Here is a 22,695-nt window from a genome sequence, read left to right as displayed (position 1 = left end):
TCACACGCGCTCCAGGATCATGGCGATGCCCTGGCCAACGCCAACGCACATCATGGCAAGGGCGTGGCGCCCTCCGGTCTCTTGCAGTTCCTGCACTGCGGTCTGCACCAGCCTTGCCCCCGACATGCCAAGAGGATGACCCAGCGCGATCGCGCCGCCGTTGGGGTTTACCCGCGGATCGAGGGGATCGACGCCGAGATCTCGCAGGACCGGGATCGCCTGAGCGGCGAAAGCCTCGTTCAGTTCGATAACGTCCATCCGTTCCATCGAGAGGCCTGTGCGGGCGAAAAGGCGACGCGCGGCGTCGACCGGACCGATACCCATCACGCGCGGTGCGACGCCGGCCGAAGCCATGGCGACAATGCGCGCGCGGGGCACAAGGCCGTTGGCGGCGGCGGCCTGTTCGCTCGCGACGATCATCGCGGCAGCGCCATCGTTGAGGCCGGAAGCGTTGCCGGCAGTGACGGTGCCTTCTTTATGGACAACCGGGCGCAGGCCGGAGAGCACGTCCAGCGTGGTGGAGCGAGGGTGTTCGTCCTGCGTGAATTCGCGGGTCTGGCCCTTCCCGGAAGGTACGCTGACGCCAACGATCTCAAGCGCGAGGCGGCCCCTTGCCTGCGCGGCAGCGGTCTTGTCCTGGCTGGCAAGGGCAAAGCGGTCCTGCTCTTCGCGACCGACGTTCCATTGCGCGGCGACGTTCTCCGCCGTCTGCGGCATGGTATCGACGCCGAAGGCGCGCTTCATCGCCGGGTTGACGAAGCGCCAGCCAAGCGTGGTGTCCTCGATCTTCTGATCGCGTCCGAATGCGCTGCCGGCCTTGCCCAGGACATAGGGCGCACGCGTCATGCTTTCTGCGCCGCCCGCGATCATGAGGTCGGCATCGCCGCTGCGGATTGCCTGCGCGGCAATGCCGACGGCGTTCATGCCCGATCCGCAGAGGCGGTTGATCGTCGCACCAGGCACGGCCTCGGGCATTCCCGCCAGCAGCAGGGCCATTCGTGCGAGATTGCGGTTGTCCTCGCCCGCCTGGTTGGCGCAGCCGAGCACGACATCGTCGAGCGCAGCCCAATCGACCTGCGGATTGCGTTCCATGAGCGCGCGCAGGGGCAGTGCGGCCAGATCGTCGGCCCGGATCCCCGAGAGACTGCCGTTGAGGCGCCCGATCGGGGTGCGCACCGCGTCGCAAACGAAAGCCTGGGTCATGCCGCGACTTTCAGCGGCGCGCCGGTGCGCGAGACGATCTCTTCCACGCTGACGCCGGGGGCGCATTCGACAAGCGTCAGGCCACGCCCCTTTTCCACCGCGATCACGCCGAGATCGGTGATGATCAGGTCCACCACGCCGCGCCCGGTAAGGGGAAGCGTGCAACGTTCGAGGATCTTGGGGCTGCCGTCGCGTGCGCAGTGATCCATCACGACGACGATGCGCTTGACCCCGGCCACGAGGTCCATCGCGCCGCCCATCCCCTTCACCATCTTGCCGGGAATGGTCCAGTTGGCGAGGTCGCCATTGGCCGCCACTTCCATGGCGCCGAGCACGGCCATGTCGATATGGCCGCCACGGATCATCGCAAAGCTGTCGGCGCTCGAAAAGAAGCTGCTGTCGGGCAGGGCAGTGACGGTCTGCTTGCCGGCGTTGATCAGGTCGGGATCGGCCTCGCCTTCGTATGGGAAGGGGCCGATCCCGAGCATGCCGTTTTCCGACTGGAGCGTGACGTTGACGCCTTCGGGAACGTGGTTGGCAACCAAGGTGGGAATGCCGATGCCGAGGTTGACGTAGTAGCCGTCGCGCAGTTCCTGCGCAGCGCGGGCCGCCATTTCGTCGCGGGTCCAGCTCATGCCTGCGCCTCCGTAACTTCCTGGACTTTAGGGCGCGTCGTCAGCTTCTCGATTCGCTTTTCGTTGATGGTGGAAAGGACCACGCGGTCGACGTAGATGCCGGGCGTGTGAATGCAGTCGGGATCGAAGGTGCCTGCGGGCACGATCTCCTCCACCTCTGCCACCGTGACCCGGGCGGCGGTGGCCATGACCGGGTTGAAGTTGCGCGCCGTCCGGCGGAACATCAGGTTACCGGAGGTGTCCGCACGCCAGGCCTTGATGATCGCCAGGTCGGCGCGGAGCCAGGTTTCGCGCACGTATTCCTCGCCTTCGAACACTTCGACGGGCTTGCCTTCCGCGACCACGGTGCCGACGCCGGTGCGGGTGTAGAAGGCGGGGATGCCCGCGCCGCCCGCGCGGATCCGTTCGGCCAGGGTGCCCTGCGGGTTGAGCTCAAGCTCCAGTTCGCCCGACAGATACTGCTCCTCGAACAGCTTGTTGTCGCCGACATAGGACGAGATCATGCGCCGGACCTGGCGACTTTGCAGCAGCATCCACAGGCCGAAGCCTTCGGCACCGGCATTGTTGGAAATGACGGTAAGGCCGGTGACGCCGGAATCGCGGATCTCGGGAATGAGGCTTTCGGGATTGCCGGACAGGCCGAACCCGCCCGACATGATGGTCATCCCGTCGAACAGCAGGCCATCGAGCGCTGCTTTGGGGCTGGGAAAGATCTTGGCGGACATGACGCGTGGATTCCTGTGCGGAAAATGGATCGCATCGGTCTTAACCGGAATGGAGCCCCCCAAGAATGCTCGAAAATGGCATGCTGCATACCTTTGGAGTATGAAAATCCCTTGGGTGTGCGAAGGCTTCCGGCGGGCGGACAACCTGCTTCAGGCAGGGCAGGCGGGAAGGGATCTGGCCGACGCACTGCCCGGCTGCGCCGCGATCTGTCGCAGCAGACTCTCGCGCAGCGGCCGCGCCTTGCGAAGCCAGTTGGCACGAAGCATGGTGACTTCGGCTGTAGTGTAAGGTGCGGGACGGCAGGTCGCAGGCGGCCCCATGCGCGCGATGAGCCAGTTCAGCAGCCGCGCCGTGCCCTCGTCGTCCAGTCGCGACGTCGCTACGCCGGGGACCTGCACCAGATAGGCGCGCCCGCCTGGCACTTCGAGAAAGCGCCCCAGCGACATGCGCAAGTCCGGAACCTTGCCTGCCATGCCGCGTCCGTCGGCCAGGTGGCAACCCTGGCAGTGCAACGCATAGTCTACCTCGACACGGGGCTTGGCGGCCATGTCGGCGGGCCGGATCGCGGTATGCGCACCGACAGCCCCGGCGCACAGGGCGGCGGCAAGAACGATGGCCTGCAACTTGAGCGCCATTGCTGTCAATCCGCCGGGCCTGTCACCACCGAAAGCGAGCAGTGGTAGGCAACGCCGGCTTGCGTGCCGAGGCACCAGTCGAGATCGTTTGCCGTGGTTGGCTGGTAGACTGGCGTCGCGCCTTCATCCCGGCTGCAATTGCACCGGCCGCAGGCGGCCTTGCCGCAACAGTCATTGTAACTGATCACGTAGTTGCGGCCATCGGCCGGGTTCCGGCAGGTACCTAGCCATGTGATGGGCGAAGGCTCCGTCCCCGGCGGGCAGGACGATGCCGAACCGCCGCAGCAGGCGCAAAGGAAACCGTCCACCGCACAATAGCGCCAGTAGTCGCACGAAGTTGGATCGCCTTGTTCCTGCACCTGGACCGGCACCGGCGCCTTTTCGGCGCGGACACGCGAAACCGGGAGCAACGTGGCGGCGCTGGTAGCGGTTACGAAAGCGCCGAGCCGTCCGATAAAGCCACGGCGCGACGTGCCACGTGCGGCGGAACGCGCCAGGTATTCTGCCGCACGATCAAATCTGCGCATTGCCGGTTTCCCTGTTGGTCGTTTTGTTGCGGGCCATCATTCCGCAGCTTCCGCAAGATCGCGCGCGGCCAGTTCCTGCAACGAACCGACGCCCATGCGGTGGGCTTCGAACAGGCTTTCCAGATGTTCGCGATTGTTGATCAGGCCCTTGGCAACGATGATCCCGGCGGCGTCGATCAACACCGCGTGAGGCAGCTTGGACACCTGGTAGGAAAGGCCCAGCGGGGTTGAGAGGACCAGCGGAAAGGCCTCCAGCTTCTCGCGCTTCACCATGGCCAATTGCGCGGGAAGATCGCCGTCGCTGGCAAGGACCACCTGCAAGGCGCCGCGCCGCTCGCGCTCGATGGAACGGATCACCGGCAATAGCGACTTGCACACCGGGCAGGTCGGCGAAAGAAAGAACAGCAGCGTGAGCGGGGCGGGGCTGGCACCGCCGATCCGCACAGCCCGGCCATCCACGGCCGCAAGGTCGAATGCGGGTGCGGCATCGCCTACCGCTGGGCCGCCCGGCATGACCAGTGCGCCCACCGGGCCCAGTCGCTCATGCAGCATGCCCACTTGCCGCAACAAGGCAAAGACGACGAGGCACAGTCCGATGACCAGCACCCACAGCGCGATGAGCGCGGCAATCACGGCGTTCGTCATGCCGCAGACTCCTTGGTTGGAAGATTGAGCGAGAGTTCGCCGCCTGCGTAAAGCAGGCCAAGGACCGTCAGCCCGCCGACTAGTGTGAACCAGTCAAGCCAGACTAGGCCGCGTGCGCCGGGCACGAGAAGTGCGGGAAGCGCGAGGGCGGCGAGTGCAAGATTTCGCACCATCATCCCGCTCCGCAGGCCGGGGCCGCGTGCGCCGAAGCCGAAGCAGCCGCAATCGATGGCGGTGTTGCCGCGCGCGATGTTGATGCCAATGGCAGCCGCATAGACCAGCAGGATCGCAGCGCAGGCAATCATGCCAGCCCGTCCCGGATCTTGCGCGAAGGGTATGGCAAGGGCGGCAAGCCCCGCGCCCAGTTCCCCGAGGGCAAGCAGCACCGCAGCCGCCGGGGTCAGCGCTGCCGGGATGAGACGGTAACCTGCGATCGAACCTGCGAAGTGGCGAAGATCGCGAAGCTTGTGGGCTGCCCCCGCGACGAACAGGGCGCCGAGGCCGAGACCGCCGAGCCAGAGGATGACAGGGTCGATCACTGACCGGCTCCCGGTGCGGCCGTGACCGGTGGGACCTGGATCAGCGTCAGATCGGCTCCCAGGCCTTCAACCTTGCGGACCACCGATGCGTCGGCAGGCTTGCGCACCACGAGTGTGCCCGACCCGAACAGGGTGGTGTAGAGCAGTGGATCGGCATCGTTGCTGATGGCGATGGCGGTGGATGGCGTTTCGATCGGCAGGCGGGCAACGCGCTGCCGGGTGGAAGCATCGAAAACCCAGATCTCCGTGCCCGGGTGCTTGTGCGTGCCGGGACCTCCCTCATGCATCAGCACATAGAGGCGGTTCGAGGGGGCGTGGAAGGCATAGGGCTGCAAGCCGCCCGGCCGCCAGGCTTCCTCGCCCGCAGCGGTCAGCTTCCAGCGCGTCCCCGCGACCGGAGTGCCGCTGCCGTTATCGACCTCGAGGACCGCACCCGAAAAGGTGATGAACAGCCAGCGCGACGGAGCGACGCGCACCGGCTTGTCGGTCGCGGGGTCTTCGCGTTCGAACAGGGGGGGCGTGGTGGCGCCCAGCGTGATCTTCCCGCCTTCGTCAAGTGCGCCCGATTGCAGGCTGCCATCGGCGCACTGCATCATGAAACTGCGCGGGCCGGTCATGTGGGCGAGTGCGCAGCCCGGGGTCTCGAACTCGCCGACCACGCTCTTGGCCGCGACGTCGACCACGGTCATGGTCTGCTCGGGCGTGAAGTTGTAGATCAGCATGAAGCGCCCGTCGTCGGTCAGCGGGATCGCGGACAGCAGGGGAAGGGACTGCATGCGCTTGGGCGGGATCACCACTTCGGCGCCGGGCATCAGGTCTTTCAACGCGAACCAGGTAATCACATCGGTGCGGTCGCCCCGGCTTCCGCGTGAAAAGAACGTGCCGGGCATCAGCATCGTCGACCCATCGGGGGTAAACTGCACGCCAATGTGCGAATGGCCGCCCGGCACCATGCCAAGGTATTCGCCCTTGTCGGCATCGACGACATAAGCGCGGCCGTCGAGGATGTGGGTAAAGACCACGTCGTTCACCACGACCCAATGCGCCGGCATTCGATCCCTCAGCTCGACCTGCGCGACATCCTCGGTGGCGAGAGTGGCCACGACGGGGACCTTGGGCTTGCGCGCGGTGCGAGCATCCGCGGTGCCGAAAACCGCCAGCGAGCCAATGGCCGCGAGTGCGATTTGTCTCCGAAGGAATCCATGGCAGTGCATTGGATGTCTTGCTCCCGGTCGACCCATGCCGCTTCAGTCCTGCAGCGTTGCGAGATAGGCGATGACATCTGCCCGCTGCCCCGGATCCGCCAGCCCGGCGAACGCCATCTTCGATCCCGGTGCCATCTTTTGCGGGCCCGCAAGGAATTTGTCGAGATTGCCGCGATCCCAGGTGATTTTCAGCCGGGCGAGGGCGGGCGAATAGGCATAGGAACCGGCAGATGCCGCCTTCCTCCCCTCTACCCCCGCCAGGTTGGGCCCGATCGATCGCGCGCCGGGCACCACGGCATGGCAACCGGCACAACGTGCGAACAGGGCCTTGCCGCGCGCGACGTCGGCCGTCGGGGTGGCTAGCGCGCCAGAGGCAAGCGCCACTGCCGAAAGCCCGGCAGTCAGCATGAACGCACGCACGCTCACCACTTCACCGTTGCGCTGACGCCATAGGTCGCGGGCTTGGCGTACATGCTGGTGGTCCCGAGCGGGCCGAGGTTCAGCGTGTACTGCCGATAGACCGTGTCGAACACGTTGCGGCCATAGACCTCGACCGAGAAGCGGTCGTCCGGCGATGTCCACGTCAGCGAGGCGTTCGACACGTTGTAGGCGCTCTGCCGCGATGAGGCGCCATTGGTCACTTCGAGGAACTGGTCGTCGTACCACGCACCGTCAAACTGCGCGGCAACGTTGCCGAAGCTGGTGTCCACATCGTAGCGCAGCACGTAGTTGACGCTGAAGCGCGGCGAGTTGGGGAGTTCGGCGTCGGTCACGCCGGCGCTGGGATAGGCGCAGCCATAAGTCCCGTCGCCCTGGTCGGTGCAGTATTGCGGCGCGGGTGCGCCGGGGACCAGCACGCCAAGCACGGCCGTCCCGGCGGTCGAGACGAAGTCGACCTTGCTGGTTTCCCACGTCGCGCCAAGGTTGACGTTGAAGTGTGGCGCGGGGCGCAGGAATGCCTCGATCTCGACACCGGTCGCGCGGGCGTCGCTGTTGCGAACCTGCGGCACGAAGTTGATGATGGCGAAGGCCTGATAGTTATCGTAGATGTAGTGATAGGCGGTCGCGGCCAGGCGCACGGTCTTGTCCGCATTGGCCCACTTCGCACCCAGCTCGAACGAATTGAGCGTTTCGCCGCCGTGCTGGAAGTTGGCGACGTCGACGACCGGGCTCAACGTGAAGTTGCCGCCCTTGATCCCCCGGTTCCACGAAGCGAACAGGAGGGTGTCCGCGTTCGGCTTGAAGTTCAGGCTGACACGTGCTGCCCAGTCACCATCGGAAATCCGGTCCACGCCTGGGCGCAGCGCGGCAAAACTCTCGTCAGAGCCCAGTTCGACCGTCGCCCCTCCGGACGTCACGGCCGAGCGATAATCGACACGCTTGGTGTCCTTCGAATAACGACCGCCGGCAACCAGCGTGACCTTGTCGGCGAGGTCGTATTCGACCTGCCCGAACAGCGACCAGTTCTTCGAACGCAGGTTGTAGTCGTCGTCGATGGCCGGGTTGGTCCCGTCCAGCCCGGTCGCCACCGCCGCGCTCAGCGCGGGGACGCCGCTGGTCAGGCTCGATCCGCGGATCTTCATGTCCAGGTAGTAGGCGCCCACCTGCCAGCGAAAGCGCGGAGCGTCGCCGGACAGCCGCAGCTCCTGGCTGAACTGGCGGTACTTTGCGGTCGTGCCAAAACCGATCAGGTCGAGCGGAGTGGCGTCGCCATCCTCGGCATAGACCTTGTCGAGCCAGGTGTAGTTGGTGATCGCGGTCAGCTTTGCGCCGCCCAGATCGTAGAGCAGCTTCGCCTGCGCGACGTCGATGTCCCGATCCAGCGAACCGCGAAGGTTGGAGAAGTTGGCGTAGGGACTGGCCTTTTCACCGGTGATCGCATTGATCACGCCCCCGGTGCCGTTGGAAAGCCCCGCCGCGTCCGTGGCGCAATAGCCGCTCGCCGTGAGGTCGCAGTTGTCGAACACGTAGCCACCGGTGGCGACCCCGTTGTCCTCGGAATGCTTGTACCACAGGTCGAGCGTGCCGCGCTCGCCAAGGTCGGCCTGGATCGTGCCGCGCAATGCCCAGCCGTTCTCTCCGCCCAGCGCCTGTCCGTTGCTTTCGAACACTCCGGGCAATGCGGCCTGGGGCTTCACATAGCCATCGGCCCTGGCGATCCGTCCGGCGACGCGGAAGCGCAGCCCCTCGGCGATGGAACCGCCCGCCGCGCCTTCCAGCATGCGCCGGTTGAACCGCTCGTAGCCGGCGGTGGCATAGCCATTGAACGTTGCGTTCGAGGCGTCGGTGGAGAGGTAGTGGATCAACCCGCCGGTCGCGTTCCGCCCGAACAGCGTTCCTTGCGGTCCACGCAGGACTTCCACGCGCTGGACATCGAACAACTGGCCCGACACGCCATTGATCGAACCCATGTAGGCGTCGTCGATATAGACCGCGACGGGGCTTTCCAGATAGTCGGTGAAGTTATTCTGCGAAACGCCGCGCAGGTTGAAGATGGTCACGTTGGGTGACCAGGCGTTGAGCTGCAGACCCGGCACATGCTGGGTGATCTGCGTCGTCTCGGTGATGCCGAGAGCCTTGAGCTGATCGCCCGAAAAGGCCGAAATCGCGATCGGCACGCGGCCGACGTTCTCCGAACGCTTGGTCGCTGTCACGACGATGTCGCCGAACACCACCGGGCTATCGGCAGATGCCCGCTCCTGCTTTGCGTCCTGTGCCGCAGCATCGTTTGCGAAAGTCGCAGCCGTCGCCGCCAGCACAACCGCAGTGGTCAGCTTCCACCTGGATTCCATCCGTCGGTACTCCCCATGCACTTCAAGGTGCCACTTCGTTTTCTGTGACGGGATGATGGTGGAATATTATTTTAATTCAACGATATAACATTTCCGAAAACGAACAGGCGATGCGCATTTCGGGTAGCGTGGAAGCAAAGGCGCGGGTTTCTGCCGAGTCTGCCGGAAGGGCGATCAAGCTGCCGTTCCGGATGGATTCCGGACCCGGCGCGAATGGCGCGCTTTGCGTACACCACCTTACGCGTTTCGGATAGCGCCGCCAGCGCCGATGCTGTCCCTGAAGATCAGGGCATCATGGGTAGAGTGGAGCAGGAGTCCGGCATGCAGGGCGATGCGGCAGCAGGCGTAACCACGGAGGCAGACCGCTTCGGCGCCCTCGTGCGCCCGTGCGATCTCGGCAAGGGCACGCTGCGCGTCGCGATCAAGGATTGCATCGACATTGCCGGTTGGCAGACCCGGCAGGGAAGCGCCGTCCTGGCCGACGTTCCGCCCGCCATCGCCAATGCCGAGGTTGTCACGTGCATCCTTTCCGATCCGCGCTGGCGCATCATCGGCAAGGCGCGGATGCACGAATTCGCATATGGCGTAAGCGGGCTCAATCCGGCCTGTGGCACCCCGATCAACCCGTTCTGGCCGGATCGTATTCCGGGCGGCTCATCAAGCGGCAGCGCGGTGGCGGTGGCCTCGGGCCTCGCCGACGTGGCGATCGGGACCGATACCGGTGGTTCGGTCCGGATGCCGGCCGCCTGCTGCGGAGTCATCGGGTTCAAGCCAACTTTCGGCCTCGTCAGCCGCCGGGGAGCGCACCCCGCGAAATCCTCGCTCGATTGCATCGGCATCTTCGCGCGCGAGATGGGTCTCGTCGAGGCGATGATGGAGACTATCGCGCCCGGCTTCGTGCCCGCCACGCTATCGAGATCGCCCACGCTCGGCCTGGTCACGCCCGGCACGAGCAACGGCATCGCCGGCTACCTCGCCGCCGCGATCGCGGGGGCGGGCATTGCCAACCGCAGTACGGCGCTCGACGGCATGGAGGCCGCCTTTGCGGCCGGCATGACGATTATCGGACGCGAAACCTGGGCGGCGCTCGCGCCATTCGTGTCGCATCCCGGCATGGGCGATGACGTGCGTACCCGCCTCATGCGCGCATCTGCATTGACGGATGAGGACCTGGGCGCCGCCGAAGATGTCCGTGCGGCTTTTCGCGATGGCGTGGATGCCGCGCTGGAGGGCGTCGATGCGCTTGTGCTGCCGACCCTGCCGGTTGTCCCGCCGCTACTTTCCGAAGCTGAAGATGCCGCCGCACTTCTGCCTCTGACCCGGCTTGTGCGGCCCTTCAACCTCAGCGGGCATCCGGCAATCGCACTGCCGCTGCGGGCGGCCCATGGCGTCCCGGTGTCTTTGCAGCTCGTGGGGCGCCACGGCGGCGATGCGGCGCTTTGCGCTGTTGCGGCTTACGTCATTCAACGTCTCGGGGCGGCCGGTCTCTACGGCAACCCTGGAACCGATCGGGAGAATTGAGATGGAAACCGGCGAAGCCTTGGCTGAACGGTCCTTCGCGCAACTGTTCGAGGGCGACCGTGCCGATGGCGCGATCTACCGCGATCCGGCGCTGTTCGAAGCGGAGATGGACCGCATCTTCGAGCAGACCTGGGTATGGGTTGCCCATGCGAGCGAACTGCCCAGCCCCAACACCTTCAAGACCGCGCACGTCGGCACCAATCCGGTGATCGTCACGCGCGACAAGAAGGGCGAAGTCCACGTCCTGCTCAACCGCTGCCGCCACCGCGCGGCGAGTGTCTGCGAGAAGAAGCGCGGCAAACAGTCGGTCTTCGTCTGCCCCTATCATGGCTGGTCGTATGATCCCGACGGCACCTTGCGCAAGGTACCCCACCGCTGGGGCTACGGAGACGATTTCGACCCCACGCAGTTCCCCCTCGTGTCGCTGCGGGTCGAACAATACGCCGGCATGATCTTCGCAACCTTCAACCGGGATGCCCCGCCACTCGAGGAACACCTGGGGGCGGCGCGCAAGTGGATGGACCTGTTCATGAAGCAGGGCGCGGGCTTCGGCGTGAGGGCGCTTGGGCAGCACAGCTTCCGCTTTCCCGGAAACTGGAAGATCCAGCTCGAAAACACCACGGATGCCTATCACTTCCCCATCGTCCACAAGACCTTCCTCGACAGCCTCGACGAGGAGACCGAAAACGTCTTCGACGTGCTGGGGCAAGGTGGCTGGGTCGAGGATCTTGGCAACGGTCACTCGGTCATGGTGATGATCCCCTCGCTGATCGACCTCGAGGAAGATCTCGCCGCGCCCATCCCGGAACGCTTCGCCGCGCTGGCGGCGGAGTTGGTCGCGGAAGGGCACGACGATCTGGCCGTGCGCCGCATCGTACGTGCTGTGGGCGGCACGGGGTTCAACCTCAACCTGTTCCCGAACGTTGCCTGTTCGATGGCGTTCTTCCGCGTCCTGCGCCCGATCGACGTGGGCACGACGGAAGTCACGCACGTCGCGATCGGCATGGCGGACCCCGCCGAGGGGGCGCCCTCGGTCGGTCCCGCCAACCGCGCGCGCATCCGCCTGCACGAGCACTTCCAGGGGCCGATGGGCTTCGGGACGCCTGACGATGCCGAAGGCTGGGAGCGTGTCCAGCGCGGGGTTCAGGCAGGCGAAGGCGTGCCGATCCTCGTCAACCGCGGCGTTGCCCCGCCGCAGGGCGTGGCGGTGGAAGGGCATGATGCCGGTGATGTCAGCAGCGAGGTCGGCATGCGCGCGGCCTATCGCATGTGGAAGAGGATGATGGAGCAATGAGCGCGACGACACTGGATCAGCAGGCGGTCACCCTCGCCGATCTAACCGCCTTCGTGTGGCGCGAGGCCGACATGCTCGACAGGCTGGACTACAAGGCCTGGCTCCGGCTGTGGAGCGAGGATGGCCTCTACATCGTGCCGGTGGAACGCGGTGCGATCGATCATGCCAATGCGGTCAATGTTCTGTACGACGATGCCGAGATGCGCGAAATGCGGGTAAAGCGTTTGCTCAGCGGCTTCTCGATGAGCAGCGCCCCGCCAGCGCGGACGGTGCGCACCGTCTCCCGCATTGTCGAAACGGCGCGCAGTGCGGATGCGGTGGACCTGCGCGCCGCGCAGATCCTTGTCGAATACAAGTACGAACGGCACCGCATGCTTGCTGCCGATGTCGACTATCGCATCGCGATCACCGCTGGCGGTCTGAAGCTTGCGCGCAAGGTGGTGACGCTGGTCAATTGCGACGATGCCCTGCACGGCATCGGCTATCTTCTCTGACGGGAGAGGGACCGGGCCTCGGACGTCCGGTCCCCAAGGTCGCCTAGACCCGGCGGCGGAGCGTCTCGGAAGGCAGGCAGCCGTACTGCTGGCGGTAATACTGGGCATAGCGCCCGAAATTGACGATGCCGCATTCGAGCATCAGCTCGGTCACGCTGGCATCGCCGGCCGCGCTCATCAAGGCAGAGTGCAGGCGTTCAAGCCGGTGGCGGCGAACGTATTCCAGTGGCGTGACGCCGAGGAAGTCGCGGAACCCGTTCTGCAGCGAGCGCACCGAAACCCCGACTTGCGCAGCCAGCGCATTGATCGACACGTTGTCGTCTAGCGACTGATGGATTATCTCTCTGGCGCGGCGCACGTGGCGTGGCGAAATGTCGTTTCCGTGCAGCGCGATCTGTTCGGAATAGCTGTTGCAGTAGTTGCCCAGCAAGATCTCGGCCAGCACCATCTCGTACTGCCGCTTGAGCCGGCGACTGGCCATGATCGTCGGGCCGAGGCGCAACTGTTCGCCAAGGTGCTGGACCATGCCTCGCCATACCAGCGGCAGTTCCCGCGCGCCCTGGTTGCCGGAATAGAACTCGAGCGGGCGGCTCACCGGGATGTGGAGCTCTCGTGCAAGGTATTCGGTGCAGGTGGCAACCGGCAGCCGTACTGCAAGATGTCGGCAGGAGGGCGTCATTTCCACGCGCAGGGGAGTGCCGGGCGATGACACCAGCATTTCGTCCCGCCGGAGAACGACCTTTCCGTGGTTGGCCCACATCGTCGTCTCGCCATCCAGCGCCAGGTGGACGAGGACATGGGAATCGCCAAGCTCGGCCGAAACTGCGACGTCGGCACCATATTGCAGGTCGACAATCTGGATCGACCCGATCTCGGCGCTGTGGATGTGGGCATCCAGCTTGCGTGTGTGGCTGCATTCGAAGCTGTGGCGCGCAAGCTGCCGGCTCAATGCATTGTGGACGACTTCGGCATCCTGCGAGACGAGGCTGTTGACCCCCGGCACATTGGCTTCGGCAAGTGATGCAAGCATGCCCACGCTCCGATTTCATCCCGCGCGCCGGTTAGTCCCGACCGGACCAGCGGCACAATTGAAATCCCGAGCAGAGAACATACCCGCCCGGCCCGCGAGTCAAGTACGGGGTGCAAAGCCCATTCCGTTTCGGCACAGCCCTTGCGCATATCGGATAGCCACCACCGCATCCCGCACTCTAGCCCGGCAGCGTCAGAATTGATGTGCACGATGGGAGCCGGGTCATGGCAAGTTCCGAAGGTCAGTTGTCGAAGCTGGGTGAAGCGGCCCGAACATTTCTTGCCACGCGGCCGGGCCTGCTGATCGCCGGACGTAACACGCCCGCCGCCAGCGGCGCGCGGCGCGACGTGCTCGATCCATCGACCGGGCTTGTGGTCACCGACGTGGCCGAAGGCGGAGCGGCGGACGTCGACGCGGCGGTGGCAGCTGCCCGCGCGACCTTCCAGAGCGCCGAGTGGCGCGACATGCGTCCCCTGGCGCGCGAACGCCTGCTTCACCGCCTGGCCGACCTGATCGAACGCGACGCCGATATCCTTGCGGAACTCGAAGTGATCGACACCGGCAAGATCCTGCCGATGGCGCGTCATGGCGATCTCGTCATCGCTCTGGATTCCCTGCGCTACATGGCAGGCTGGACCACCAAGATCGAAGGGACGACGATCGATCCCTCGTTCTCCTACATTCCCCCGATCCGCTTTTCTGCCCGCACCGTGCGCCAGCCGGTCGGCGTTGTCGGGCAGATCATCCCGTGGAACTTCCCGCTGGTCATGGCCATCTGGAAAATCGCGCCGGCGCTTGCCGCAGGCTGCACCGTCGTGCTGAAGCCCGCCGAGGACACCCCGCTCACCGCGCTCTACCTTGGCCGCCTGATCGCGGAAGCCGGGTTCCCGGCGGGAGCCGTCAACATCGTGACCGGCGGGCGCGAGGTCGGCATGGCGATCGTCGAGCATCCCGGCATCGACAAGATTGCCTTTACCGGATCGACCGCCGCCGGCCAGGACATCCAGCGTAGGGCCGCCGCCACGATGAAGCGCCTCAGCCTGGAACTCGGTGGCAAGAGCCCGGTCGTTATCCTCGAGGATTGCCCGGTGCCGATGGCGGTGGAAGGCGCGGCGGGCGCGATCTTCTTCAACCACGGCCAGGTCTGCACCGCCGGTTCACGCCTGCTGGTCCACCGCAGCATCTACGAGGACGTCGTGCAGGGGCTAGCCCATGCGGCGAATGGCATGGTGCTGGGCGAAGGGATGGACCCGGCCGGCCAGATGGGGCCCTTGATCTCCGCCCGCCAGCGGGACCGTGTTGCCGGTTACGTGCAGGGTGCGCTCGATCAGGGCGCGCGGCTGCTGGCGGGCGGTGAAGCGCCGGACCGCGACGGGTTCTTCTACCGGCCGACAGTGCTTGCCGATGGCACGCCTTCCATGACCATCTTCCAGGAGGAAGTGTTCGGTCCGGTGGTCATTGCCATGCCCTTCGATACGGAAGAGGAAGCGCTCGCGCTTGCCAACGATTCCTGCTTCGCGCTGGGCGCCAGCGTCTGGACGCAGAACCTTGCGGCGGCCAACCGCTTCGCCGGCGCGCTGCGCTCGGGCAACGTCTGGATCAACGCGCACAACATCCTCGACCCGGCGGTGCCGTTCGGTGGGTGGAAGATGTCGGGATATGGCCGCGAACTGGGACACAGCGCGGTCGAACTCTATACCGAGGCCAAGTCCATCACGATGCCGCTCCTCTGAAGAGCCCGCTGCTGGCGGGGCTATCCCGCCAGCAGCACGGAATGCTCGATCATCGTTTCGGCCCAGCCCGAAGGCAGCGGTGCAACGAACAGGTTCTCCGTCCGATAGCGCGCGATGCGCCAGCCCTGGCCGGTCAGCCGGAATCGCGCATGGAGACGGCTCGAGCGCAGGAGCGCACGGCCGTCGTCGTGGACCCACGGCTGGAACTGTACCCACAATCCTTCGGCGCCGCGCCCGTCGTCATCCGCCGTCAGCTGTTCGGAACAGAGGTAGTGGGTGTTGAACACCATCGCCGGATCACGCCGGGCCAGAACCGTGCGCATGAAAGCCGCAACCTGCGCCGGTCCACGGTGCTGGCCGAAACCCGCGCCATGGAGGCCGCCCACGCCCTCCCAGGTACCATCCTCGGCAAACAGCGCGCCGATCGCTTCGGCGCGGCGCGCTTCATCCAGGTCGGGCTGGGGGAGGGGGCAGTCGCACAGGAACATGTAGCGGGCCAGCAGGCGACGCGCCGCGCTTTCCGCCTGGAGCCTGTCGACATCGCGTCGCAGCGCGTCGAGTTTGCCTTCGATCATGTCCATCCAGGTTCCGTTCGGTGCCGTTAGGTGCGTTTAGGTGCCTTCTAGGTATCGCCGCTGCAAAGTCATCCGGAGAGGTCCTGCGCGTGCGACGGAAGTTTCGCAAAGTGGCCAGCGCGTGCGGCTCTCGGCCATCGCGGACCATTGCTGCGCGATCTGCATAGCGACTGCGCGCGCCCTGCGGTCAGGTTCCCCGGACACGACAGGCAAGGCCCGACAGATACGGGTCGAAGCGTAGCGACGGAGATCCTGATGGCAACAGCACCGATCCAGAACCCCGCAGCGCCCTCGGTCGCGCCGGATGCGATGGACGCGCTGCTCGACGCGGTGCGCAGCCGGCGCGAGGAGTTCAGCGAGGGACAGCAGATCAGTGCCGACGTGGTCGAACTGATGAAGCGGGCTGGCGTCTATCGCGCGTGCGTGGCGAAGGAACTGGGCGGAGACGAGGTTTCGCCCGGCACCTTCCTGCGCATGATCGAACGGATCTCGGAAGCTGACGGTTCCGCCGGATGGGTCGCGAGCTTCGGGGTGTCTGCGGCGTATCTCGCGTCGCTGCCCGTCGACACGCTGCGCCAGATGTATGCCGACGGGCCGGACGTGGTCTTTTCAGGCATGATCTTCCCCCCGCAGGCTGCCCGGCCCGTGGGCGACGAACTGGAAGTCAACGGGCGCTGGAGCTGGGGCAGCGGCAGCACCGGGGCGGACTACATCGGTGTCGGCATCAAGGTCGAAGGCGACGCTTCGACGGCAGGCCTTCCACTGGTGGCTGTGATGCCGGCGCACAAGGCGCGGATCGTCCGCAACTGGAACGTGATCGGCCTCAAGGGCACCGGCAGCCACGATGTGGCGGTCGACAAGGTCATGGTCCCGCGCGAATGGACCTTCGTGCGCGGTAGCGCGCCGAGCCTCGAGGGTGCGCTGTTCCGCTATCCTGCAATGGCGCTGGCTGCGCAGGTCCTGGCGGTGGTCGCCCTGGGCGTGGGGCGTGCCGCAATAGAGGAACTCATGGCCTATGCCGCCGGACGGACGTCGATCACCGGTGCGCCGACGCTGGCCAACCGTCCCAACGTGCAGGCCGACCTCGCCCGCGCCGAGGCCATGCTGCGTTCGGCCCGTGCGTTCTTCTATGAAACGACCGAGGATGCCTGGGAGGCGCTGCTGCGCGGCGACGAGCTGACGGCGAAGCAGGTGACGCTGCTTCGGCTTGCAGCAAGCCATGCGGCGCGCGCGGGTTCCGATGTCGCGACGGCGGTCTATCGCATGAGCGGAACGACCGGCATTTTCGCCGGCCATCCGGTGGCGCACTACATGCATGACGCGATGATCGTGCCGCAGCACGCGTTCCTCGCCGATGGCACCTTCGAAAGCGCGGGCAAGGTCTTGTTTGGTCTGCCATCGCCCGCCGGATTCCCCTGATATCAGGAGCGTGATGCAATGACTGAACCTGCCAATGCGCCCTTGCGCGTGCTCTTCTGCGGCGCGGTGCTGCAGAATTTCTTCGACCTGCCGTCGGCCGAAATCGGCAAGGTCTGGAAAGCGACCGGCGAACTTCTGCGCGGCATCCGCGACGTACCAGGTGCCACCATCATCGGCACGATCGACGACGACCAGACCATGGTTGGCACTTCGCCCACCGGCTTTCCGTGGACGTTCTACATCCTGGCGGACATGCCGGACCGCGACAGCGTAGTAGCCGCATGCAACCTGCTGCGCACGATCGAAATCGGTGAGCACCGCCTGTGGCGCTACATTCGCATCGAAGCGCGGATCGGGCGCGAACTGGCGATCCCCGAGCTATGATGGAGGCGGTCCTGATCACCGGCGGGGCGCGCGGCCTGGGCGAGGTGCTTGTGCGCGCGTTTCACGGGGCGGGCTGGCGTGTCGCGGTTTCTGACATCGATGGCGACGCCGCGCACGGACTCGCCATCTCGCTCGATGCCTCCGGCAAGACCGCGCTCGGGCTGGCGCTCGACGTGCGCATGCAGACCGATTTCGAAGCCGCGCGCGATGTCATGCTCGATCGCTGGGGCGTGGTCCACGCGCTGGTCAACAATGCGGTGGTCACCCGCGCGCAGCCGGTGCTGGACATAGCGCCGGACGATTTCTCGGCCGTGGTCGAGGTCAACCTGCGCGGCACTTTCGTCGGCAGTCAGGTTTTCGGGCGCCTGTTCAAGACTTGCGGCTATGGCCGCATCGTCAACATTGCCTCGCTTGCCGGGCAGAACGGGGGCACCGCGACCGGGGCCCACTATGCGGCGTCCAAAGGCGGGATCATCACGCTGACCAAGGTCTTCGCGCGCGATCTCGCGCCGTTCGGAGTGGCGGTCAGTGCCATCGCTCCCGGCCCGCTCGATCTGCCCAGCGTGCGTGAACTTGTCCCTGCCGAAGCGCTGACGGCGCTGACGGAGACAATTCCGGTCCGCCAGCTTGGCGATCCTGGTTTCATCGCCCGCACCGCCGTGCATCTCGCAGGGCGGGACGCGGCATTCGCAAATGGAGCAACATGGGATGCAAACGGCGGTCTCTTCATGCGTTGAGGCAGAGGCTTCTGCGCCAGGCTTTCGCGATGCGATGGCCGCGCTGGGCGCGGCGGTCAGCGTCATCACGACCGACGGACCTGCGGGGCGGCATGGCATCACGGCAACGGCAGTCTGTTCGCTTTCGGACCAGCCCGCGTCGCTGCTGGTGTGCGTCAACCGCTCTTCACGCATGCATCAGGTGCTTGCGCGCAACGGGGTCTTCGCGGTGAACGTGCTTGCCGCGGGGCAAGAGGACATCTCCCGTCTTTTCGCCAATCCCGCACGCGACATGGCGGAGCGCTTCGATCTGGCGGGGGATCTGGTCGAGACTTCGGTTCATGCGCCGGGTCTCGCGGCGGCGCAGATCACCGTGGCCTGCGCGGTGACGATGATGATCGAGGCTTCCACCCACAGCATCGTCATGGGTGAAGTGCGGCAGATTGTCGGCGGACAAGGCCAAGGCGCGCTCATCTATTACAAGCGGGATTACCACGCGCTGCGGTGATCCGTTTCCAGCGCGGAAGGGGGCGAGTCCCGACCACGCTGGATGGCATCGGACGCGAAATTAACATATATCAACACCAATTCGTGTCTTGTGTCCTAGTTTCAATGGTTTGCAGGCGATAAACCTGTCCATTGTGTTTCGCTCATAATTTGGACGATCAAGGGAGTTGGAAGTGCAAGACGCCGTAGGCGGCTCACTTCCTACTCGCTTGATCGTAACCCGATCGCAGCGTGACGGTTCAGTCTTCAGAGGAGGGCAGCGGCTCGGGCGACTGTCCCGGTGATACGCGAGCTAGGACAGCCGTGTAGAGCTGACGCCAGTGTTCCGCCTTACCGCGCTCACGCTCGGCCGTTCGGTCCGCCTTAGCCCTTTCGGCACGGGCATCCCGGAGCTCGGTCTCAAGGCGCTCGATCTTGTTGCGGAGTGCCGCTTCGATGTGCCGATATTCCTCGGGCGTTCGCAGCGGGACCTTCTTGCCGTCTATCACCTCGGTTTCCGCGCGGGTTTCGACGCGTTCCTCGCCGATCTCGTCGGCGAAGTTGTTGTAGAGGTACTGGCGGCTGACCTTTGCTTCACGTGCCACCGAGACGAACGTCACAGCCTGCCTGGTGTCGCGCAGCCGCATGATCGCATCCTCGACTGCAGCGCGCTTCTCTGCGCTACGACGGCTGCGGGCATCGTTGAGTGTTGCGATCCGCAGATCCGGTCCCATGGTCATGACGTCGCTTCCTCTCGAGCAGTGGCCGGCCTGTAGCGCTGCTTTTCACCCTTGTAGAGGCCGTGCTCCTCGATGGAGCGGATGATGGTGTCGGTGTTGTGGACCGCATCCTTATTGCGTTGCAGGCGCTTTCGCGTGATGTCGGCCATGCGGGTCTGTCCGCCTTCCTCGTAGTTCTGCGCTTCCTGCTCGAGCCCTTCGATCGCGGCGTAAAGTCCGGCCCGTTCACAGCGGAAGTGCTCCACGTCGCCGCCATCGGCGCGGAAGAACCGGCAGGTCAGGCAGGCGTGGGCGTGCTCGCACCATTCGCCGAGTTGCCCTGGCAGCGTGCAGGCGCCGCCGCAGACCCGCGTGGCCAGCATGGTTTCCTTGCGCAGCAGGAGATCGCCGACCGCTTCGTCGACCTTGCCCGCGATTGTGAAGAACTGGCCGCCACCCTTTCGCAGCAAGGCGTTCTTCTTGAGATCGAGACGCTTGTTGACGTACATCGACGCCATATCCGGCGAGGCATGGCCGAGCTCGAACATGATGCTCAGGATGTCGTGGCCTTCGGCCGCCATTTGTGTCCCTCGATGGTGGCGCAACGGATGCCATGAGAAGTCGAACGGCTTGCCTTCGCCATCGACGATCCCGTGCCTGAGGCACAGCATCCTGAGCTCCTGCAAGGTCCAGTTGTAGCCGAGGAACGATTCCCGCTTGCCGTAAAAGACGGGGAACAGGTATTTCGTGGCGCGCCCGTAACGCTGCCGGACGCGATCCTGCTGGGCTTCGATCAACTCGATCATGGCCCGGTGCGCGGGATCGGTCGCCAGCAAGGGCTTGGTGTTCCAGCGGCTGACCTTGTTCTGCCAGAACGTGAACAGCATGAACCGCTTGTCGTGCGGATCGGGCCGCAGGCAGTCGAAGAGCAAGGCATGCAGGTCTTCGGCTCGCGCACCGGTGGTGATCCCGATCATGAAGATTACCGGGATAGGGGCAGGCAGTTCATCGAGCCTGGCCATCATCGCGGCCAAGGCCTCAGGAGGCGCCGCCCGGTTGGCGCCCTCTCGCGAAGCGTAGAGCCGGTTGCGCGGGTCATCCGGTGCCTGCTTGTAACGGATGCGCCGCGCCGCGCGCTTGTCGAGCGCGATCCGCGGCCATTCCCCCGGCAGTAGCACCGGTGCTGCCCGCATCAGTTGGACGATGTCGGTGTACCAGTTCTTGCCGGCGGCATTGCGCGCGTTTCCCCATGCAAGATAGCGCTCCATCGTTAGTTCGTTGATCTTCGCAGGACCAGCGACGGATTCTTCGTGGAGGAACTGCGCAAACAGCCGTAACCGAGATCGCATCGCGATCACCGTTCTTGGCGCAAATTCCCCATGTGCGACCTTGTCGAGCAGGAAGCCGCGCATCAGCGGGCGCAGCCACGGCTCGAAGTTCAGGAAGTTGATATAGGTGTCGCTTCGCCGTTGCCGATCGCGGAAGCGTGTGTCCTCCTCGCTGTAGAGATCGTTGAGCAGGATGATGTCGCGGTCATGCATCGGTGCCATCTGCGCCCGGTTGATGATCGCGAAGCGATGGATATCACCGAACAGCTGCACTTCCGGTGAGCGGAACTCGCTGGTGACGATCTTGCCGCCCCGGATCCACTGGCGGGTCTGGCTTTGCCTGCGCCGTCCATAATTCGCGCCATACCAGGCGGCGTAGCACTCCAGCACTGCATCGTTGTGGTGGTTCCGTTTGCGCGCACCCTCGTCATCTGATGGCGCGAAGCCGGGGTGAGGGATGTCGGCAAGGCAGCCCGCCTCAAAGTGACCAAGCAGGTCCGCGCCTTCCTCTACCAGATAGCGGATCACCGGGATCCGGCGCTGGAACCAGTGGGCGTCCGCCTTGCGATCGTCGAGAACGGATACCGCCAGGTAAGCCTTGATCTCGTTGGTGAGTACCGGAACCGCAGCCTGAAGCGGCAAGCTTGCGTATGTCTGGCTCAGCCAGGGATGGCCGAACACCTCACCCATCATGGCGTCCGACCAAATGGGATTGGCGACGAGGAGGGGGGATATCTCCGCGAGGCGCCCCTCAAGCCAGTTGTTGTAGCGATCGGTATCGTGCGGCGTGCCGCCGACGAGCGCCAGCGGCGTCAGGCCCATCGCAGATCCTTTCCGAGCAGCTCAGCCTCGCGAAGTTTCTCAAGCCTTTCATGCACCTCGTCGGGTCCTGTGAGGTAAAGCCTGCGGATTTCCGAGGCGAACAGGTGCTGATAGAACGCCGCTGTCGTTTGCGGGCTGGCATGCCCGAGCCGGTCGGCCACTTCGAGCAGGCTGTATCCCGCCGCGATCGCCTCGGATGCATGGCTGTGGCGGAACATGTGCCAGCTGAAGGCGATATGGGTGCGCTGCTCCAGCAGGCCCGCGAGCTTCTGCGCGTAGGACAGGCTCATGGCGTGCCCGATGACGCCGGCTTTGACATTGGTGAAGACGTACTCGGCGCCGGACTCGAAGGCTGGCAGATATTCGTCGCTGGTGATGTAATCGACGTACATGTTGAGCACGTAGTCGTGCACCGGCACACCGCGCGTCCGGCCCGATTTCGCACGGGCCTCATTGGCATTGTCTTCGCGCGGAACGACCCAGATGACCTTTTCGGCGAGATCGATATCGACATGGCGCAGGCCCAGCGCTTCACCGATCCTAAGGCCGGTGTTGTAGAGCAGCACGACCAGGAAGGCGTCGCGCGCGAGCCCGCAGGCCTCGATCAGCCGCAGAACCTCGCTCGGCGTCAGCCGCTTCTTGAGCACCTGCTGCTGGACCCGGCCGGGATCGCCCGAGAGATAACGGTCTTTGCGCCGTGTCGTCCGTCGCTGGCTGATATGCTCAAGGAACGGCTTGTAGATCCGGTGGCCGTCATAGGCCTTTGTGACCTCGGTCGTATCGACCGCGAAGTCGTCAGTGCCGTTGTAAAAGCGGTAGAACGATTTGACCGCGAGCTGGATCTGGTTGCGCGTCGATGGTGCCAGAATCCGCGTTTCCTGCTTGCGTAGCAGGATCAGCCGAGGACTTGGCAGCGCATCCTTTCGGCGGGCAAGCCGCCAGGCAAGGAAGCTGTCATACAGCGCAACCGTGGCTTCATGGATGCCGGCGCCGTTTGCGCCGAGGAAGCTAGCGAAGTCCACAACGTGGCGAACATAAGCGCGGATCGTGTTTGGTGACGCATGGGTCTGTTCGAGATGGACGATCCAGTGACGAAGGCACTCGACGACATCGCCGTCATCATCCAATACCGTCCACGACCGGCGACCGCCGGGCATTTCGATGCGCGCAGCCTGCCAGGGCGTCGTAGCGAACGGAGTGGACACGGTCGCTGATACTGTTGAAAGACCCCCGTGACTGCAAGCCTTTCGCCATCACACTGGACACA

At 65.0% G+C, this 22,695-nt stretch carries 23 protein-coding genes; 8 read left to right on the top strand and 15 right to left on the bottom strand.

The features are described from left to right. The 10 genes from pcaF to SARO_RS19955 all read right to left on the bottom strand — a co-directional run bounded on the left by pcaF (nucleotide 1) and on the right by SARO_RS19955 (nucleotide 8,907). The gene (pcaF, locus tag SARO_RS20000) at nucleotides 1-1,203 is read right to left on the bottom strand and encodes a 3-oxoadipyl-CoA thiolase (protein WP_011907063.1); all 1,203 of its coding nucleotides are present in this window, start codon (nucleotides 1,201-1,203) and stop codon (nucleotides 1-3) included. Further along, nucleotides 1,200-1,838, bottom strand: a complete 639-nt coding sequence (locus SARO_RS19995) for a 3-oxoacid CoA-transferase subunit B (protein WP_011907062.1) — start codon at nucleotides 1,836-1,838, stop codon at nucleotides 1,200-1,202. The genes pcaF and SARO_RS19995 overlap by 4 nt, the downstream gene beginning before the upstream one ends. Continuing rightward, nucleotides 1,835-2,563, bottom strand: coding sequence for a CoA transferase subunit A (locus SARO_RS19990; RefSeq protein ID WP_011907061.1), 729 nt, complete (start codon nucleotides 2,561-2,563; stop codon nucleotides 1,835-1,837). The genes SARO_RS19995 and SARO_RS19990 overlap by 4 nt, the downstream gene beginning before the upstream one ends. 150 nt (nucleotides 2,564-2,713) lie before the next feature. Beyond that, nucleotides 2,714-3,199 carry a c-type cytochrome gene (locus SARO_RS19985; RefSeq protein WP_011907060.1) on the bottom strand — a complete coding sequence of 162 codons (486 nt, stop codon included), beginning with the start codon at nucleotides 3,197-3,199 and terminating at the stop codon, nucleotides 2,714-2,716. 5 nt (nucleotides 3,200-3,204) lie between these two features. Further along, nucleotides 3,205-3,726 (bottom strand): methylamine dehydrogenase light chain, encoded by a 522-nt coding sequence (locus SARO_RS19980; RefSeq protein ID WP_011907059.1) that lies wholly within the window; start codon nucleotides 3,724-3,726, stop codon nucleotides 3,205-3,207. 36 nt (nucleotides 3,727-3,762) lie between these two features. Then, entirely contained in the window at nucleotides 3,763-4,371 is a 609-nt protein-coding gene (gene mauD, locus SARO_RS19975) for a methylamine dehydrogenase accessory protein MauD (protein ID WP_011907058.1), read from the bottom strand. After that, complete coding sequence (locus tag SARO_RS19970) at nucleotides 4,368-4,910, bottom strand: MauE/DoxX family redox-associated membrane protein (RefSeq protein WP_011907057.1); 543 nt, start codon at nucleotides 4,908-4,910, stop codon at nucleotides 4,368-4,370. The genes mauD and SARO_RS19970 overlap by 4 nt, the downstream gene beginning before the upstream one ends. After that, nucleotides 4,907-6,013, bottom strand: a complete 1,107-nt coding sequence (locus SARO_RS19965) for an amine dehydrogenase large subunit (protein ID WP_176929365.1) — start codon at nucleotides 6,011-6,013, stop codon at nucleotides 4,907-4,909. The genes SARO_RS19970 and SARO_RS19965 overlap by 4 nt, the downstream gene beginning before the upstream one ends. A gap of 144 nt (nucleotides 6,014-6,157) precedes the next feature. Next, nucleotides 6,158-6,541, bottom strand: a complete 384-nt coding sequence (locus SARO_RS19960) for a c-type cytochrome (protein ID WP_011907055.1) — start codon at nucleotides 6,539-6,541, stop codon at nucleotides 6,158-6,160. Continuing rightward, nucleotides 6,538-8,907, bottom strand: a complete 2,370-nt coding sequence (locus SARO_RS19955; protein ID WP_011907054.1) for a TonB-dependent receptor — start codon at nucleotides 8,905-8,907, stop codon at nucleotides 6,538-6,540. The genes SARO_RS19960 and SARO_RS19955 overlap by 4 nt, the downstream gene beginning before the upstream one ends. Before the next feature lie 213 nt (nucleotides 8,908-9,120). Here SARO_RS19955 and SARO_RS19950 point away from each other — a divergent pair, with 213 nt between their 5' ends. The 3 genes from SARO_RS19950 to SARO_RS19940 are packed head-to-tail and all read left to right on the top strand — an operon-like array spanning nucleotide 9,121 to nucleotide 12,216. Beyond that, nucleotides 9,121-10,428 carry an amidase gene (locus SARO_RS19950; RefSeq protein ID WP_234007488.1) on the top strand — a complete coding sequence of 436 codons (1,308 nt, stop codon included), beginning with the start codon at nucleotides 9,121-9,123 and terminating at the stop codon, nucleotides 10,426-10,428. Nucleotide 10,429: 1 nt separating this feature from the next. Beyond that, nucleotides 10,430-11,722 carry an aromatic ring-hydroxylating oxygenase subunit alpha gene (locus tag SARO_RS19945; protein WP_011907052.1) on the top strand — a complete coding sequence of 431 codons (1,293 nt, stop codon included), beginning with the start codon at nucleotides 10,430-10,432 and terminating at the stop codon, nucleotides 11,720-11,722. Continuing rightward, nucleotides 11,719-12,216: an aromatic-ring-hydroxylating dioxygenase subunit beta gene (locus SARO_RS19940; protein ID WP_011907051.1), complete on the top strand. Its 498-nt coding sequence runs from the start codon at nucleotides 11,719-11,721 to the stop codon at nucleotides 12,214-12,216. Before SARO_RS19945 ends, SARO_RS19940 begins: the two co-directional genes overlap by 4 nt. 43 nt (nucleotides 12,217-12,259) lie before the next feature. Here the strand turns inward: SARO_RS19940 and SARO_RS19935 are convergent, their stop codons facing one another. Beyond that, a complete protein-coding gene (locus SARO_RS19935) occupies nucleotides 12,260-13,246 on the bottom strand; it encodes an AraC family transcriptional regulator (protein WP_011907050.1) in 987 nt (328 codons plus the stop codon). A 224-nt stretch (nucleotides 13,247-13,470) separates the two neighbouring features. Between SARO_RS19935 and SARO_RS19930 the strand changes: the two genes are divergently transcribed. Next, nucleotides 13,471-14,979, top strand: a complete 1,509-nt coding sequence (locus SARO_RS19930; protein WP_011907049.1) for an aldehyde dehydrogenase family protein — start codon at nucleotides 13,471-13,473, stop codon at nucleotides 14,977-14,979. Nucleotides 14,980-14,999: 20 nt separating this feature from the next. Here the strand turns inward: SARO_RS19930 and SARO_RS19925 are convergent, their stop codons facing one another. Further along, a complete protein-coding gene (locus SARO_RS19925; protein ID WP_049759566.1) occupies nucleotides 15,000-15,554 on the bottom strand; it encodes a nuclear transport factor 2 family protein in 555 nt (184 codons plus the stop codon). A gap of 255 nt (nucleotides 15,555-15,809) precedes the next feature. On the opposite strand from SARO_RS19925, the gene SARO_RS19920 reads away from it, so the two are divergent. Genes SARO_RS19920 through SARO_RS19905 form a run of 4 tightly spaced genes read left to right on the top strand, consistent with a single transcriptional unit; the run spans nucleotide 15,810 to nucleotide 18,581 of the window. Further along, a complete protein-coding gene (locus SARO_RS19920) occupies nucleotides 15,810-16,973 on the top strand; it encodes an acyl-CoA dehydrogenase family protein (RefSeq protein ID WP_011907047.1) in 1,164 nt (387 codons plus the stop codon). Nucleotides 16,974-16,991: 18 nt separating this feature from the next. Beyond that, nucleotides 16,992-17,357 carry a hypothetical protein gene (locus SARO_RS19915; protein WP_011907046.1) on the top strand — a complete coding sequence of 122 codons (366 nt, stop codon included), beginning with the start codon at nucleotides 16,992-16,994 and terminating at the stop codon, nucleotides 17,355-17,357. Beyond that, nucleotides 17,354-18,094, top strand: a complete 741-nt coding sequence (locus tag SARO_RS19910) for an SDR family NAD(P)-dependent oxidoreductase (protein WP_011907045.1) — start codon at nucleotides 17,354-17,356, stop codon at nucleotides 18,092-18,094. The genes SARO_RS19915 and SARO_RS19910 overlap by 4 nt, the downstream gene beginning before the upstream one ends. 34 nt (nucleotides 18,095-18,128) lie before the next feature. Continuing rightward, nucleotides 18,129-18,581 (top strand): flavin reductase family protein, encoded by a 453-nt coding sequence (locus tag SARO_RS19905; RefSeq protein ID WP_041551677.1) that lies wholly within the window; start codon nucleotides 18,129-18,131, stop codon nucleotides 18,579-18,581. Nucleotides 18,582-18,819: 238 nt separating this feature from the next. Here SARO_RS19905 and SARO_RS19900 read toward each other — a convergent pair whose 3' ends face one another. Genes SARO_RS19900 through SARO_RS19890 form a run of 3 tightly spaced genes read right to left on the bottom strand, consistent with a single transcriptional unit; the run spans nucleotide 18,820 to nucleotide 22,633 of the window. Next, nucleotides 18,820-19,299, bottom strand: coding sequence for a hypothetical protein (locus SARO_RS19900; RefSeq protein WP_011445585.1), 480 nt, complete (start codon nucleotides 19,297-19,299; stop codon nucleotides 18,820-18,822). Next, nucleotides 19,296-21,428, bottom strand: a complete 2,133-nt coding sequence (locus SARO_RS19895; protein ID WP_010890943.1) for a tyrosine-type recombinase/integrase — start codon at nucleotides 21,426-21,428, stop codon at nucleotides 19,296-19,298. Before SARO_RS19895 ends, SARO_RS19900 begins: the two co-directional genes overlap by 4 nt. Then, nucleotides 21,419-22,633: a tyrosine-type recombinase/integrase gene (locus SARO_RS19890; protein ID WP_010890944.1), complete on the bottom strand. Its 1,215-nt coding sequence runs from the start codon at nucleotides 22,631-22,633 to the stop codon at nucleotides 21,419-21,421. Before SARO_RS19890 ends, SARO_RS19895 begins: the two co-directional genes overlap by 10 nt. Nucleotides 22,634-22,695 lie beyond the last annotated feature (62 nt).

Source organism: Novosphingobium aromaticivorans DSM 12444 (assembly GCF_000013325.1).
Classification (GTDB): Bacteria; Pseudomonadota; Alphaproteobacteria; order Sphingomonadales; family Sphingomonadaceae; genus Novosphingobium; species Novosphingobium aromaticivorans.
Note: the sequence above shows the minus strand (reverse complement) of the source record. Positions and strands in the feature narration are given on the sequence as shown.

Coding starts and splice junctions, on each gene's coding strand:
- pcaF (WP_011907063.1), bottom strand. CDS start 1,203: ATGACCCAGGCTTTCGTTTGCGACGCGGTGCGCACCCCGATCGGGCGC.
- SARO_RS19995 (WP_011907062.1), bottom strand. CDS start 1,838: ATGAGCTGGACCCGCGACGAAATGGCGGCCCGCGCTGCGCAGGAACTG.
- SARO_RS19990 (WP_011907061.1), bottom strand. CDS start 2,563: ATGTCCGCCAAGATCTTTCCCAGCCCCAAAGCAGCGCTCGATGGCCTG.
- SARO_RS19985 (WP_011907060.1), bottom strand. CDS start 3,199: ATGGCGCTCAAGTTGCAGGCCATCGTTCTTGCCGCCGCCCTGTGCGCC.
- SARO_RS19980 (WP_011907059.1), bottom strand. CDS start 3,726: ATGCGCAGATTTGATCGTGCGGCAGAATACCTGGCGCGTTCCGCCGCA.
- mauD (WP_011907058.1), bottom strand. CDS start 4,371: ATGACGAACGCCGTGATTGCCGCGCTCATCGCGCTGTGGGTGCTGGTC.
- SARO_RS19955 (WP_011907054.1), bottom strand. CDS start 8,907: ATGGAATCCAGGTGGAAGCTGACCACTGCGGTTGTGCTGGCGGCGACG.
- SARO_RS19950 (WP_234007488.1), top strand. CDS start 9,121: ATGGCGCGCTTTGCGTACACCACCTTACGCGTTTCGGATAGCGCCGCC.
- SARO_RS19945 (WP_011907052.1), top strand. CDS start 10,430: ATGGAAACCGGCGAAGCCTTGGCTGAACGGTCCTTCGCGCAACTGTTC.
- SARO_RS19940 (WP_011907051.1), top strand. CDS start 11,719: ATGAGCGCGACGACACTGGATCAGCAGGCGGTCACCCTCGCCGATCTA.
- SARO_RS19935 (WP_011907050.1), bottom strand. CDS start 13,246: ATGCTTGCATCACTTGCCGAAGCCAATGTGCCGGGGGTCAACAGCCTC.
- SARO_RS19930 (WP_011907049.1), top strand. CDS start 13,471: ATGGCAAGTTCCGAAGGTCAGTTGTCGAAGCTGGGTGAAGCGGCCCGA.
- SARO_RS19925 (WP_049759566.1), bottom strand. CDS start 15,554: ATGATCGAAGGCAAACTCGACGCGCTGCGACGCGATGTCGACAGGCTC.
- SARO_RS19920 (WP_011907047.1), top strand. CDS start 15,810: ATGGCAACAGCACCGATCCAGAACCCCGCAGCGCCCTCGGTCGCGCCG.
- SARO_RS19915 (WP_011907046.1), top strand. CDS start 16,992: ATGACTGAACCTGCCAATGCGCCCTTGCGCGTGCTCTTCTGCGGCGCG.
- SARO_RS19910 (WP_011907045.1), top strand. CDS start 17,354: ATGATGGAGGCGGTCCTGATCACCGGCGGGGCGCGCGGCCTGGGCGAG.
- SARO_RS19905 (WP_041551677.1), top strand. CDS start 18,129: ATGGCCGCGCTGGGCGCGGCGGTCAGCGTCATCACGACCGACGGACCT.
- SARO_RS19900 (WP_011445585.1), bottom strand. CDS start 19,299: ATGACCATGGGACCGGATCTGCGGATCGCAACACTCAACGATGCCCGC.
- SARO_RS19895 (WP_010890943.1), bottom strand. CDS start 21,428: ATGGGCCTGACGCCGCTGGCGCTCGTCGGCGGCACGCCGCACGATACC.